A 13,909-nucleotide genomic window follows, 5' to 3' on the forward strand; every position below is an offset into this window, starting at 1 on the left:
CGCGCCATGGCCTAGCCTCGCAGCGTGTCCCGCTCCCCCGACGCCGTGCGCTGGCAGCAGCCCGTCACGGCCGGCGCCGTCACCGCCCTCGTCGGCTTCACGTCGTCGTTCGCCGTCGTGCTGGCGGGCCTGCGCGCCGTCGGGGCGTCGCCGTCGCAGGCGGCCAGCGGCCTGCTCGCGCTGACCGTGGGCTTCGGCCTGCTCATCGTCGGGCTCGCGCTCGTGCACCGCGTGCCGGTGACCCTCGCGTGGTCCACGCCGGGCGCCGCACTGCTGGTCTCCACGGGCGCCGTCGAGGGCGGCTGGCCCGCCGCCGTGGGCGCGTTCGTCGTCACGGGCGTGCTCATCGCGCTGATCGGCGCGGTCCCCCTGCTGGGCGACCTCGTGGCGCGGATCCCCACCGAGATCGCCCAGGCGATGCTGGCCGGCATCCTGCTGCAGCTGTGCCTCGCGCCGTTCCTCGCCCTCGCGGACTCGCCGGGGTACGTCCTGCCGGTGATCCTCGCGTGGCTCGTGACGAGCCGCGTGGCTCCGCGCTGGGCCGTCCCGGTGGCGCTGCTCGTCGCCGTCGGCGCGATCGCGGTGGCCGCGAACCGCTCCGGACAGTCGCTCGACACCGCCTCGCTGGTCCCGCGGCTGGAGTGGACCACCCCGACGTGGACGTGGCCCGCGATCGTCGGCATCGCGCTGCCCCTGACGATCGTCACGATGGCCTCGCAGAACCTGCCCGGCGCAGCGGTGCTGCGCAGCTTCGGCTTCTCCGTGCCGTGGCGCTCGTCGGTGGTCGCGACGGGCGTCGGCACCGCGCTCGTCGCCCCGTTCGGCGGTCACGCGATGAATCTCGCCGCGCTGTCGGCCGCGCTCGCGGCCGGAAACGAGGCCGGCCCCCGGGAGCGCCGCTGGGTCGCCGCCGCGTCGGCCGGCGTGGGGTACCTCGTCATCGCGGCGGCCGCGGGACTCGTCGTCGCGCTGGCCGCGGTCGCTCCCCCGGGAATCATCGAGGCGGTCGCGGGACTCGCGCTGATCGGCGCGCTCGTCGGATCGCTGCAGGGCGCGTTCGAGCAGTCTCGGCACCGCACGAGCGCGGGACTCACGTTCCTGCTCGCCGCCTCGGGGATCTCGCTGCTGTCGGTCGGCGCCGCGTTCTGGGCCCTGCTGCTGGGCCTCGCGGTGCGCGCCACCCTCGAGCGCCCCTGACGATTCACCGGCCGAGGAAATGGTCCGTAACGCCGGAAATCTGACCCCGGACGGAGGTAGCCTCTCGCTCGTGGCCAACAAGAAGGTCGGCGAGGCGACCCCCGCGCTTGCGGCACTGCACCGTGCCGGCGTCGAGGTCACCGCCCACACGTACGAGCACGACCCCCGCGCCCGGTCCTACGGTCACGAGGCGGCCGACGCGCTCGGCCTCGAGCACGCGCGGGTCTTCAAGACGCTGATGATCGACGTCGACGGCCTCCTGGCGGTCGCGGTGGTCCCGGTCTCGGGAAGCCTCGACCTCAAGCGCGCCGCCTCGGCGCTGAACGGCAAGCGGGCCCAGCTGGCGGACGCCGCGGCGGCCCAGCGGGCCACCGGCTACGTCCTGGGCGGGATCAGCCCGTTCGGCCAGCGCAAGCTGCACCGCACCGTGGTCGACGTCAGCGCGCTGACGCACCCGACCGTGTTCGTCTCGGGCGGCCGGCGCGGCCTCGACCTCGAGCTGGCGCCCGAGGACCTCGTGGCGCACACCCGGGCGGTCACCGCTCGGATCGCGCGCTGACGTCGTCGATCTCCTCGTCGTCCTCGGTCCCGTCGGTGCTGAGGTAGAGCGAGAGCGTGTAGCTCAGCACCGAGACGAGCGGCCACACCAGGAACGGGACGAGGGCGTCGACCGCGAGCGGGGCCGACACCTGCTCCCCTGCCTTCAGACCCGTGACGTCCTCGAGCGGGCCGGGGCCGAGCCAGATGCCGAGGCGCCAGCACAGCAGCGCGGCGGCGGTGGACGCCGCCGTGAGGCCGAGCACGATCTCCCAGCGGACGGCCCGGGTGACGCGGTGGACCACGACGCCCGACACGACGCCCAGCACGATCCCGATGATCGTGAACACCGCGACGACCTGGAACGTGCCGGCGGCGTTGCCCTCGGTGAGGACGAGGCCGCGCTCGGTGGCCAGCCACTGGGAGGGCTGCGCGAACGCCCACCAGGCGAACGCTGCGGGAATCCCGGCGGCGACGACGGCGAGCAGCACGCGGGTGGTGCGGGTCACGCGAGGCACCCCGGGCCGAGCAGCTCCTTGAGGTCGGCGAACAGCGACGACGTCGTGGACACGCGCAGGCCCTTGTCGAGGCGCATCGTGGTGGTCTTGCCCTGACCCGTGAGCCGCAGGTGCACCTCGGTGACGCCCGGGTGCGAGCCCAGCACCTGCTTGAACGCGTTGATCGTGTCGATCGTGCAGCGCGACGCCGCCAGGCTGACGACGAGCGGCTGGTCGGTGCGGCCCTCGCCGATCGCGGGCCGGGTGACCTCGTTGGCCGACAGGTCCATGCCCTCGTCGTTGCGCCGCACGCGGACCTTGGCCACCACGAGCGAGTCCTGCGTGAGCACCGACGACGCGAGGTTGTAGGCGGCCGGGAACACGGCGATGTCGACCGAGCCCTCGAGGTCCTCGAGCGTGATCGTGGCCCAGGTGTCGCCCTTCTTGCTCATGCGGCGCTGCACGTTGGTGACCAGGCCGCACAGCTTGAGGACGTCGCCGTCGGGACGGTCGCCGTCGAGCAGGGTGCCGATCGAGGAGTCGGAGTTGGCGGCCAGCACGTGCTCGAGCCCGCCGAGCGGGTGGTCGGACACGTAGAGGCCGAGCATGTCGCGCTCGAAGGCGAGCTTCTGGGTCTTGTCCCAGTCGGCGATGTCGGGGACGGTGATGCCGAGCCCGTCGAACTCCTCCTCGAACGCGCCGAAGAGCGAGTCCTGGCCGATCGCGGCGTTGCGCTTGATGTCGATGTACTGGTCGACCGCCTCCTCGGCGATCGACGCGAGCGCCCGCCGCCCGTGGCCGAGCGAGTCGAACGCGCCCGCCTTGATGAGCGAGTCGAGCACGCGCTTGTTGCACACCTGCGTGGGGACCTTGTCGAGGAAGTCGGCGAAGTCCGTGAACGCGCCCTTGGTCTCGCGGGCCTCGATGATGCCGGCCACGACGTTGGCGCCGACGTTGCGCACGGCGGTGAGGCCGAAGCGGATGTCGGGGCCGACCGACGCGAAGTTCGCGACCGAGTCGTTGACGTCGGGCGGCAGCACCTTGATGCCCAGGCGCCGGCACTCGGCCAGGTAGAGCGCGGACTTGTCCTTGTCGTCCTTGACGCTGGTGAGCAGGGCCGCCATGTACTCGGCGGGATAGCGCGCCTTGAGATAGGCGGTCCAGTAGCTGATGACGCCGTACGAGGCCGAGTGCGCCTTGTTGAAGGCGTAGTCGGCGAAGGGGACGAGGATCTCCCACAGCGTCTTGACCGCGGCCTTGGAGAAGCCGCGCTCGATCATGCCCGCCTCGAAGCCCACGAACTCCTGCTGCAGGACCTCGCGCTTCTTCTTGCCCATCGCGCGACGCAGGTTGTCGGCCTGTCCGAGCGAGTACCCGGCGAGCACCTGGGCGATCTCCATGACCTGCTCCTGGTACACGATCAGCCCGTACGTGGTGCCCAGGATCGGCTTGAGGGCCTCGGTCAGCTCAGGATGGATGTAGTCGATCTCCTGGCGACCGTTCTTGCGCTTCGCGTAGTTCGTGTGGCTGTCGGCGCCCATCGGTCCGGGGCGGTACAGCGCGATGACGGCGCTGATGTCCTCGAAGTTGTCCGGCTGCATCTGCTTGAGCAGCTGGCGGATGGGCGGCGAGTCGAGCTGGAAGACGCCGAGGGTGTCGCCGCGGCACAGCAGCGCGTAGGCCTCGGGGTCGTCGAAGCCCAGGTCCTCCAGCACGAGGTCGACGTCGCGATTGGCCTTGATGTTCTCGATGGCGTCGTTGAGGACCGTGAGGTTGCGCAGGCCCAGGAAGTCCATCTTGACCAGGCCGAGCGACTCGCACATCGGGTAGTCGAACTGGGTGATGACCGAACCGTCGGCCTCGCGCTTCATGATCGGCACGATGTCCAGCAGCGGGTCGCTGCTCATGATGACGCCGGCGGCGTGCACGCCCCAGTTGCGGATCTGGCCCTCGAGGCCGAGCGCGATGTCGTAGACCTTGCGGACGTCGGGGTCCTGCGCATGCAGGTCGCGGAAGTCCTTGCCGTCGTTGTAGCGGCTGTGCGACTCATCGAAGATGTCGCCGAGCTTGACGCCCTTGCCCATCACATCGGCGGGCATCGCCTTGGTGATCTTGTCGCCCATCGCGAACGGGTAGTCCAGGATGCGGCTGGCGTCCTTCACCGCGGCCTTGGACTTGAGTCGGCCGAACGTGGCGATCTGGGCGACCTTGTCGGTGCCGTACTTGCGCGTGACGTACTGGATGACCTCGCCGCGACGACGCTCGTCGAAGTCGATGTCGAAGTCGGGCATCGAGGGGCGCTCGGGGTTGAGGAAGCGCTCGAAGATCAGGCCGTTCTGCAGCGGGCACAGGTCGGTGATCCGCAGCGCGTAGGCGGCGATCGAGCCGGCGCCCGAGCCACGGCCGGGTCCGACGCGGATGCCGTTGTCCTTCGACCAGTTGATGAAGTCGGCGACCACGAGGTAGTAGCCGCAGTACCCCTTCTGGGCGATGACCGCGAGCTCCATCTCGGTACGGGCGCGGACGTCGTCGCCGAAGTCCTTCCCGTAGCGGGCCTCGATGCCGCGCCAGACCTCCTGGCGGAACCAGGACTCCTCGGTCTCGCCGTCGGGGACGTCGGCGCGGGCCATGTAGCCGCCCGTGGACTCGGTGAACTCGACGTCGCAGCGCTCGGCGATGAGCAGCGTGTTGTCGCACGCCTCCTTCATCCCGTGCTTGTCCTCCCACAGGGACCGCATCTCGGCCGCGGACTTGATGTAGTAGCCACCGCCGTCGAAGCGCAGGCGCTTCTCGTCGCTGATGCGCTTGCCCGACGCGACGCAGATGAGCGCGTCGTGCGCGGCCGCGTCCTGCGGGTGCGTGTAGTGCGAGTCGTTCGTGGCCACGGGCGGGATGCCGAGCTCGCGGCCGAGGCGCAGCAGGTCCTCGCGGACCCGGCGCTCGACCGAGATGTCGTGGTCCATCAGCTCGAGGAAGAGGTTCTCCTTGCCGAAGATCTCCTGCAGCTCGGCGGCCTCGCGGCGGGCCTCCTCGTACTGGCCCAGCCGCAGCCGGGTCTGGACGGCGCCCGACGGGCAGCCCGTGGTGGCGATGAGTCCGGTGGAGTAGCGCTCGAGCAGCTCGCGGTCGGCGCGCGGCTTGTAGTAGTAGCCCTCGAGGCTGGACAGGGACGACAGCCGGAAGAGGTTGTGCATGCCCTCGGTGGACGAGGCCCACATCGTCATGTGGGTGTACGCGCCACCGCCGGCGACGTCGTCGCCGCCCTCCTCGGCCGCGTTGCCACGGCCCCAGCGGACGCGCTTCTTCTCGCTGCGGTGCGTGCCCGGCGTGAGGTAGGCCTCGAGGCCGATGATCGGCTTGACGCCGTGCTTGCGGGCGGTGTTCCAGAAGTCGTAGGCGCCGTGCACGTTGCCGTGGTCGGTCATCGCGATGGCGGGCATCTCCTGCTGCGCCGTGCGCTCGAACAGCCCGTCCAGCAACGAGTGTCCGTCGAGCATCGAGTACTCCGTGTGGACGTGCAGGTGCACGAAGCTCGAGTCACTCGCCATGGTCGCCGTCGGCCTCCGCTACGTCGTTCTGGTCCCGGATCCGGGGACAGTGGTCGAAGCCGCAGACAGGGTCGGCGGCGGGGATCGGGGAAGGACTCCAGCCTACGTGAGCGCCCGACCGGAGTCGGTAGGGCACGCCCGCGCGGGAGTCCTCCCCCGGTGCGCTACTTGCTCGCGGCGCGCTGGTAGGCGCGCACTGACAGCGGCACGAACAACGCGACGATCAGCACCGCCCACAGGAGCGTGTAGATCACGGGGTGCTGCAGGCTCCACACGTCGGGTACCGGCGCATTGTCGGGGATGTTGCCGAACAGGTCGCGCACCGCCTGGGTGACCGCCGAGACCGGGTTCCACTCGACGAACGGCTTGAGGAAGTCGGGGAACGACTCGGTGGGCACGAACGCGTTGGAGACGAACGTCAGCGGCATGATCACGATGAACGACGCGTTGTTGATCACGTCGACGCTGGGCACGATCAGGCCGATCCACGCCATGATCCAGCTGATCGCGTACGCGAAGACGAGCAGCAGCGCGAAGGCCGCCAGCATCTTCGGGATGCCGTTGTGCGCGCGCCAGCCCACGAAGAGGCCGGTGAGCGCCATGATGATCAGCGAGAGCACGTTGTAGACGACGTCGGCGCCCGTGCGCCCGACGAGCACCGCCGAGCGGGACATCGGCAGTGACCGGAACCGGTCGATGAAGCCCTTCTGCATGTCCTCGGCCATCGCCGCGCCCGAGAACGTGGCGCCGAACACCACGGTCTGCGCGAAGATCCCGCCGATCAGGAACTCCTTGTAGTCCAGTCCCGGACCGACGTCGATCGCGCCGCCGAACACGTAGGCGAACAGCAGGACGAACATGATGGGCGAGATCAGGACGAAGACCATGATCTCGGGGACGCGCTTGATCTTGATGAGGTTGCGCTTGGCGCAGACCCAGCCGTCGCTGAGCACGCGGAGCGGACCGCTGCGCTGGGTGAGGGTGGTCATCGCGTGACCTCCTGGTCGGTGGTGGCGTCCTCGGCCTCGTGGCCGGTCAAGGACAGGAACACGTCGTCGAGGGTGGGACGCCGCAGGCCGATGTCGAGCACGTCGATGCCCGCCCCGCGGATGTTGCCCAGGACCTGCATGAGGTCGTCGGCGCCAGAGCCGCTGACCGCGGCGGCCACGGAGCGCTCGCGCACCGTGACCTCGCCCTTGGCGACCTCGGCGAGGAAGTCGCGGACGCGCGACGCGTGGGCCGGGTCGTCCACCACGACCTCGATCCGCTCGCCGCCGACCTGGGACTTCAGCTGGTCGGCCGTGCCCTCGGCGATCGACCGCCCGCGGTCGATCACGATGATGTTGTCGGCCAGCAGGTCGGCCTCCTCGAGGTACTGCGTCGTGAGCAGCACCGTCGCGCCGGAGGAGACGAGGTCGGAGATGACCTCCCACATCTGCTGGCGGCTGCGCGGGTCGAGGCCCGTGGTGGGCTCGTCCAGCACGATCACCGGCGGCTCGGCGACCAGAGCGCCCGCGAGGTCGAGCCGGCGACGCATGCCGCCGGAGTAGGTCTTCGAGGGCCGGTCGGCCGCGTCGGACAGGCCGAACCGGGCGAGCAGGTCGCGGGCGCGCGCGCCGGCGTCCTTGGCCTTCATCCCGTACAGCCGCCCGACCATCTCGAGGTTCTCGTAGCCCGTCAGGTACTCGTCGACCGCCGCGTACTGCCCGGACAGGCCGATGCGCCGGCGCACGCCGTCGGGATCGGCCCGGACGTCGACCCCGGCCACCGTGGCCTGGCCCTCGTCGGGCGTGAGCAGGGTGGTGAGGATGCGGACCGCCGTGGTCTTGCCCGCACCGTTGGGCCCGAGCAGTCCCAGGACGGTGCCCTCGGGCACCGCCAGGTCGAGCCCGGCGAGGGCCTCGACGTCGCCATAGCGCTTGACCAGTCCGGTCGCGCGGATCATGTCGCTCATCCCTCGATCATGGGCCACACACCCGACAGAAATCAGCCCTTGGCTGCCGACTCGTTCCGTCAGTGGTAGAAATTGCCCAGCACTGACTCGAACTCGGGGGGTTCATCATGGCTGTCGACCTGCAGCAGGTCATCCGTTTCCATCCCGACGCACTCGACGTCCCGGGCGATCCGGATCGTCTGCGTCACGGTGCCGAGAAGCTCCAGGACCTCGTGGCCGAGCTGACCGACGTCGGCAAGCGCCTGCGCGAGGCCGACGCGCCGCAGGAGACGCGCGGACCCACCGTCCGCGCGATGTCGCGCGTCGCCGGCACGCTCGGCCAGGTCCTGGAGGCCGACGCCGATCAGCTCTCCGATCTCGTCGAGCTGATCCGTCGCCAGGCCGATCGCATGACCGACGCCCTGGGCACCCTCGACGAGACCCGTCGCCGCTGGCGTCAGGCCCGCCAGGACCTGCGCGACCAGGTGGGCGACCTCAACGAGCAGGCTGCCCGCGAGCACCGCGAGGCCGAGCGCGAGCGGGCCGAGCGTCGCGAGCGCGAGCGGGCCGAGAGGGACCGCAAGGGCGGCGGCGGTGGCGGCGGCGCCGATCGCGACCACGAACGCCGCGAGCCCGAGCCGCCCACCGAGGCGAGCGACCTGATCAAGATGGCGGACCAGCAGGTCCTGAACCAGGTCGAGGGCCCGCTGCGGCGCCTCGCCGGCCTCGAGTTCACCGACCGGCACGGGTCCGTCGCGATCATGCTCGACGGCAAGGCCGACCAGATCGCCGAGCGCTACCGCCAGACCGTGCAGGCGATCTTCGACGAGCTCGTCGAGGCGCTGCGCGGGGTGAACCGCCTCGACAACCAGCTCGTCGAGCAGCTCCCCCGGCAGCGGCAGGCGATCGCCGGGCCGGTGAAGTCCGGGGACGACCAGTCCACGCCCGATCCCACACGGCTGTCGCGCCCCGACGACATCGCCTCCGTCGGCGAGGAGCTGCAGGACTGCGCGCGCGCCCTCGACACGGCCGCCGAGCGCCTGCAGGAGATCCGCCTCGCGATCCGCGAGGGCCGTCTCACCCCCGAGGACGAGCGGATCGGCAGCATGAACGGCTTCGAGCGCACCTGGAAGGAGCACCTGCAGGAGGTGCGCGAGGACCTGAGCCACGCCCGCAAGGCCAGCGCCGACATCGCCCGCGAGCTGCGCGAGCTCGACGAGCGCGGCGCCCGCGAGGTGCGGCGCAGCTTCCGCAACGGCTGACACGCCGGACCGCCGATTCCCTCGCGGAACGGCCCGCCGAGCCGGTACGGTGAGCGGAATTTCGCCTCGTGACGCACGGGGCGTGCTGAGCAGGGGGTGACCCATGAGTCGATCCGACGAGCCGTCCGGCGTGGTGCCGGCGGAGCGCACGGACTACTGGAACGCGTTCTACGCGGACGGCGGCGTCGCCCGGCGTCCCGTCCCGTCCCAGTTCGCCGCCTTCGTGGCCGGCGAGCTCGACGGGCCCACGCGGATCCTCGAGTTCGGCAGCGGCTCGGGACGCGACTCGCTCTTCCTCGCCGCGCACGGGCACGACGTGACCGGCGTCGACGGCTCGAAGGCCGCGGTCGAGGCGTGCTCCGAGCTGGCCGAGGAACTGGGGCTCGACGTCGAGTTCGTCAGTGCCTCGATCGACCAAGAGGGGCTGGCCGCGCAGCTGCGCGTCGAGCCCGGGAACACCCTCGTCTACGCACGCTTCTTCGTGCACGCGATCACCGACGACGAGCAGGCGGCGTTCCTGCGCCTGGTCGCCGAGCTCACCTCGCCCGGCGACCGGCTCGCCGTCGAGTACCGCACGCTGCGCGACTCCAGCGGCGCCAAGGTCACCGGCCGCCACTACCGCCGCTTCGTCGACCCCACCTCGTTCAACGCCCAGGCCGTCCTGCACGGCTTCGACGTCACCTACGCGGTGGAGGGCTACGGCTTCGCGAAGTACCGCGAGGACGACGCCTACGTCGCGCGGGCGCTGCTCACGAGGCGTTGAGGTGGAGACGCTCGGCGAGCTCCTGACCGAGACGGTCCGGTCGGCCCGCGCCGCCTTCCCCGACCTCGACTTCGTCCGGCCCGCCGGCCAGCTGCACGTCGCCCTCCCACCGACCACGGTCGACCGCGTGCGCGTCGAGCTGGCCTCGCCGTCCATCCTGCGGCTGCAGTCCCTGGGCGTGTCCACCACGCCGGCGCTCTCCCCCGTCGAGCTGGCCGCTCGCGTCACGATCACGGCGAGCAGCTTCGCCGACGGGTTCCGCGAGACGTTCGATCCCGAGCGTCTTCTCGACGCGGAGCACCCGCACGGCGTGCAGATCCGCACCGAGCACGAGGCTCTGCCGTGGGCCGAGGTCGCGTTCGCCGAGCCGGTCGAGCTCACCGCCCTGCACCTGCGTGGCATCGCGGCCCGCGCCGCGATCGAGAGCCGCGACGTGCGCGTGCTGATCGGCTCCCCCGGCGGCCCCTGGGTCACGGTCTACGACGCGCCCGGCCGCGCCGAGGAGCTGCAGGCCTGGGTCCGGGCCCGGACGGTCGACGTCCCCGACGACCTGCGGCCGACGTTCGAGCTGCTCGCCGGACCCCTCGCGCTCACCGTCGCGGGGCACTACCAGCCGGCCCGCACGGCCATGAAGTCGGCGGCGAAGCAGCTCAGCGACGAGGCGCGCCGCGAGTTCGTCCGCACCGTGAGCGAGGGCGTGCTCCACGACCGCTCCCTCGACTGGACGGCGCACGGTCCCACGCGGTCCTTCCGGTTCTGGTCGGCCGAGGAGAAGCAGGACTACGTCCGCTCCACCGTCGCGGTGGCCGACGCGCTCCGGGACCTGACGCCTCACGTGTGCTTCGGCTACGGCGCGGCGCTGGCCGTGGTGCGCGACGGCGACCTCATCCCGCACGACGACGACCTCGACCTCATCGTGGCGTTCGAGCCGCACGAGGCCGCCACGCTGCCCGAGGCCCACGCGCTGGTCGAGGACTTCCTGCGGGCGCGCGGCTTCACGGTCAAGGGCGACTTCTTCGGCCACCGGCACGTCGCGCCCGCCGGGGGCGGCAAGAACGTCGACGTGTTCTCGGCGCTGTTCGAGGGTGACCGGATCGCCTGGTACCCCGGCACGCGCGGTGCCCTCGACCGCGCGACCATGTTCCCCACCAGCGAGCGGGAGTTCCTCGGCGTGACGGTGCCGCTGCCGGCCGACCCCGTGGGCTACCTCGAGACGATCTACGGTCCGGGCTGGAGCACGCCCGACCCGGCCTTCAAGCACCGGTGGCGCAAGAAGGACTTCGCCGACCAGGCGGCGACGCCGCCCCCGCCGGAGCCCGAGCGGCGCACTGGCTGGCTGGGGAGGCTGCGTCAGTCCTGGCGGTAGGTGCTGAGGAAATGGCCCATGCGCTGGATCGCCTCCGCCAGGTCGCGCGACCACGGCAGGGTGACGATGCGCAGGTGGTCGGGATCGGGCCAGTTGAAGCCCGTGCCCTGGGTCAGCAGGATCTTCTCCGACATCAGCAGGTCCAGCACGAACTGCTGGTCGTCCTTGATCGGGTAGACCTCGGGGTCGAGGCGCGGGAACGCGTACAGGGCGCCGCGCGGCGCGACGACGCTGACGCCGGGGATCTTGCGCAGCTCGTTGACCGCGGTGTCGCGCTGCTCCAGCAGGCGGCCGCCGGGCAGGATCAGCTCCTTGATCGACTGGTAGCCGCCGAGCGCCACCTGGATCGCGTTCTGCGCCGGCACGTTGGGGCACAGCCGCATCGACGCCAGCAGGGTGAGGCCCTCGAGATAGTCCTGGGCGCGCTCGAGCGGACCGGTGACGACGAGCCAGCCGGCACGGTAGCCGCACACGCGGTACGCCTTGGAGAGGCCGTTGAACGTCAGCGTCAGGACGTCGGGCGCGATGCTGGCCAAGGGGATGTGGACGGCGTCGTCGTAGAGGATCTTGTCGTAGATCTCGTCCGCCATGAGGATCAGGTCGTGCTTGCGCGCGAGATCGGCGATCGCGGTGAGGGTCTCACGGCTGTAGACGGCGCCCGTGGGGTTGTTCGGGTTGATGACCACGATGACCTTGGTGCGATCGGTGATCTTCGCCTCGAGGTCGGCCAGGTCGGGGTTCCAGTCGTTGTCCTCGTCGCAGCGGTAGTGCACGGGGCGCCCACCGGCGAGGTTCGTCACCGCGGTCCACAGCGGGTAGTCCGGCGTGGGGATCAGCACCTCGTCGCCGTTGTCGAGCAGCGCCTGCAGGGCGATCTGGATCAGCTCGCTGACGCCGTTGCCGAGCCAGACGTCGTCGATGTCGAGGGCCGGGAAGCCCTCCTGCAGCTGGTAGTGGTGCACCACCGCACGCCGCGCGGACTGGATGCCGCGCGAGTCGGAGTAGCCCTGCGCCGTGGGCAGGCCGGCGATGACGTCCTGGAGGATCTCCGAGGGCGCGTCGAACCCGAACGGCTGCGGGTTGCCGATGTTGAGCTTGAGGATCCGATGACCCTCGGCCTCCAGCTGGGCAGCTCGCGCGCTGACGGGGCCGCGGATGTCGTACAGGACATCCCTCAACTTCTCCGACTGGCGCACGACAGGACTCATGCGCCCATTGTGCCGGACGCCCTCCACCTCCCGGCCGCGACTCCCGGCGGCGACTGAACGAGGTTTCCTGTCACTTCGCGAGGTTCGCGAACCTCGTGAAGTGACGGTTTCCCCGGTTAACCGGGGAAACTGCGGGTCAGTCCAGCTCGCGGACGACGTCGAGCGCGCGCTGGAGGTCGTCGGGGTAGGGGCTCTCGTACTCGACCCACTCCCCCGACGCCGGGTGGGTGAAGCCGAGCCGCACCGCGTGGAGCCACTGGCGCTCGAGGCCGACGCGCTTGGCCAGCACCGGGTCGGCGCCGTACAGCGGGTCGCCCACGCACGGGTGCTTGATGGCGGCCATGTGCACGCGGATCTGGTGGGTGCGACCGGTCTCGAGCTTGATCTCCAGCAGCGACGCGAAGCGGTGCGCCTCGAGCGTGTCGTAGTGCGTGACCGAGGCGCGGCCGTCGGCGCGGACCGTGAACTTGAAGTCGTGCTTGGGGTGCCGGGCGATCGGCGCGTCGATCGTGCCGGTGTGCGGGTCGGGGTGGCCCTGCACGAGCGAGTGGTAGGTCTTGTCGACCGTGCGGTCGCGGAACGCCTGCTTCAGCACGGTGTAGGCGCGCTCGGACTTGGCCACGACCATGAGGCCGCTGGTGCCGACGTCGAGGCGCTGCACGATGCCCTGGCGCTCGGGCGCGCCGCTGGTGGAGATCCGCACGCCCACGCCGGCCAGGTGACCCGAGACGGTGGGCCCGTCCCAGCCCACGCCGGGATGCGCCGCAACGCCGATCGGCTTGTCGACCACGACGATGTCGTCGTCCTCGTGCACGATCGACATGCCCTCGACCTCGGTGGGCACCACCACGGCGCGCCGGGGTGCGGGGATGGTGGCCTCGATCAGCGCGCCGGGCTCGACGCGCTCGGACTTGATCGGCTGGCTGCCGTCGAGCAGCACGAGCCCCTCGGCGACGAGGTCGCCGGCGCGCGTGCGCGAGACGCCGAAGAGCCGGGCCAGGGCGACGTCGACGCGCTCGCCGGCCAGGCCCTCGGGGATGTAGACGCTGCGCACCTGCGTGGCGTCGTCGGTCACGATTCCTCCCGGGTGCCGTCGAAGCGATGTCCTCGCCACGACCGCCAGATGATGACCACGGCCGCCACCGTCAGGGCGATGTCGGCCACGTTCCCCACGAAGAAGCCGGCGTAGTCGATGAAGTCCACGACGTGGCCCCGCAGGAACGACGGCTCACGGAAGAGCCGGTCGATCAAGTTTCCCACGGCGCCCCCGAGGAACAGCCCGAGCCCCACGGCCCACCACGGGTCGCGCAGCCGGGGCGCGATGACGATGAGGGTGACCGTGACGGCGATCGCGACGAGGCTCAGCACGATCGTGTAGCCCGCGGCGGTGCCGAGCGCGGCGCCGGGATTGAGCACGAAGCGCAGGCTCAGGAGGTCGCCCAGCAGCGGGATGGCGTCACGGCCGTCGAGCCGCGCGACCGCCCACCACTTGGTGAGCTGGTCGAGCGCCACGACCGCGATCGCGACGAACGCGAACAGGCCGACCCGGCGACGGCCGATCGGCTCGGTCGACGGGTCCGAGGACGGGGTCACGGGAG

General features: G+C 71.0%; 12 protein-coding genes. 5 read left to right on the forward strand and 7 right to left on the reverse strand.

All coding sequences use genetic code 11. The annotated features are described in order from the left end of the window. The first annotated feature begins 24 nt into the window (after positions 1-24). The gene (locus O3S82_RS10150) at positions 25-1,197 is read left to right on the forward strand and encodes a benzoate/H(+) symporter BenE family transporter (protein WP_269302594.1); all 1,173 of its coding nucleotides are present in this window, start codon (positions 25-27) and stop codon (positions 1,195-1,197) included. 70 nt (positions 1,198-1,267) lie between these two features. Further along, complete coding sequence (gene ybaK / locus O3S82_RS10155) at positions 1,268-1,756, forward strand: Cys-tRNA(Pro) deacylase (RefSeq protein ID WP_269302596.1); 489 nt, start codon at positions 1,268-1,270, stop codon at positions 1,754-1,756. Here ybaK and O3S82_RS10160 read toward each other — a convergent pair. The 4 genes from O3S82_RS10160 to O3S82_RS10175 all read right to left on the reverse strand — a co-directional run bounded on the left by O3S82_RS10160 (position 1,734) and on the right by O3S82_RS10175 (position 7,733). Beyond that, positions 1,734-2,243: a hypothetical protein gene (locus tag O3S82_RS10160; RefSeq protein WP_269302598.1), complete on the reverse strand. Its 510-nt coding sequence runs from the start codon at positions 2,241-2,243 to the stop codon at positions 1,734-1,736. The two genes, ybaK and O3S82_RS10160, sit on opposite strands and share 23 nt — an antisense overlap. Beyond that, entirely contained in the window at positions 2,240-5,779 is a 3,540-nt protein-coding gene (dnaE, locus tag O3S82_RS10165; RefSeq protein WP_179424121.1) for a DNA polymerase III subunit alpha, read from the reverse strand. Before dnaE ends, O3S82_RS10160 begins: the two co-directional genes overlap by 4 nt. 164 nt (positions 5,780-5,943) lie before the next feature. Next, complete coding sequence (locus tag O3S82_RS10170) at positions 5,944-6,768, reverse strand: ABC transporter permease (protein ID WP_269302601.1); 825 nt, start codon at positions 6,766-6,768, stop codon at positions 5,944-5,946. After that, positions 6,765-7,733, reverse strand: a complete 969-nt coding sequence (locus O3S82_RS10175; protein WP_179424119.1) for an ATP-binding cassette domain-containing protein — start codon at positions 7,731-7,733, stop codon at positions 6,765-6,767. The genes O3S82_RS10170 and O3S82_RS10175 overlap by 4 nt, the downstream gene beginning before the upstream one ends. Positions 7,734-7,840: 107 nt before the next feature. Here O3S82_RS10175 and O3S82_RS10180 point away from each other — a divergent pair, with 107 nt between their 5' ends. From O3S82_RS10180 to O3S82_RS10190, 3 genes are all read left to right on the forward strand, one after another. After that, positions 7,841-8,974: a hypothetical protein gene (locus tag O3S82_RS10180; protein ID WP_269302605.1), complete on the forward strand. Its 1,134-nt coding sequence runs from the start codon at positions 7,841-7,843 to the stop codon at positions 8,972-8,974. A gap of 103 nt (positions 8,975-9,077) precedes the next feature. Continuing rightward, positions 9,078-9,737: a class I SAM-dependent methyltransferase gene (locus tag O3S82_RS10185; protein ID WP_179424117.1), complete on the forward strand. Its 660-nt coding sequence runs from the start codon at positions 9,078-9,080 to the stop codon at positions 9,735-9,737. Between the two features lies 1 nt (position 9,738). Then, positions 9,739-11,103, forward strand: a complete 1,365-nt coding sequence (locus tag O3S82_RS10190; RefSeq protein WP_179424116.1) for a hypothetical protein — start codon at positions 9,739-9,741, stop codon at positions 11,101-11,103. On the opposite strand, the gene O3S82_RS10195 is transcribed toward O3S82_RS10190, so the two are convergent. The 3 genes from O3S82_RS10195 to lspA form a co-directional block, all read right to left on the reverse strand. Further along, positions 11,088-12,311 (reverse strand): pyridoxal phosphate-dependent aminotransferase, encoded by a 1,224-nt coding sequence (locus O3S82_RS10195; RefSeq protein ID WP_179424115.1) that lies wholly within the window; start codon positions 12,309-12,311, stop codon positions 11,088-11,090. The genes O3S82_RS10190 and O3S82_RS10195 overlap by 16 nt on opposite strands. A gap of 136 nt (positions 12,312-12,447) precedes the next feature. Continuing rightward, complete coding sequence (locus tag O3S82_RS10200) at positions 12,448-13,386, reverse strand: RluA family pseudouridine synthase (protein ID WP_395487627.1); 939 nt, start codon at positions 13,384-13,386, stop codon at positions 12,448-12,450. Then, positions 13,383-13,904 (reverse strand): signal peptidase II, encoded by a 522-nt coding sequence (gene lspA, locus O3S82_RS10205; protein WP_269302607.1) that lies wholly within the window; start codon positions 13,902-13,904, stop codon positions 13,383-13,385. The genes O3S82_RS10200 and lspA overlap by 4 nt, the downstream gene beginning before the upstream one ends. Between the last annotated feature and the right edge of the window lie 5 nt (positions 13,905-13,909).

It is taken from the genome of Aeromicrobium sp. HA (assembly GCF_027171405.1).
GTDB lineage: Bacteria > Actinomycetota > Actinomycetes > Propionibacteriales > Nocardioidaceae > Aeromicrobium > Aeromicrobium tamlense.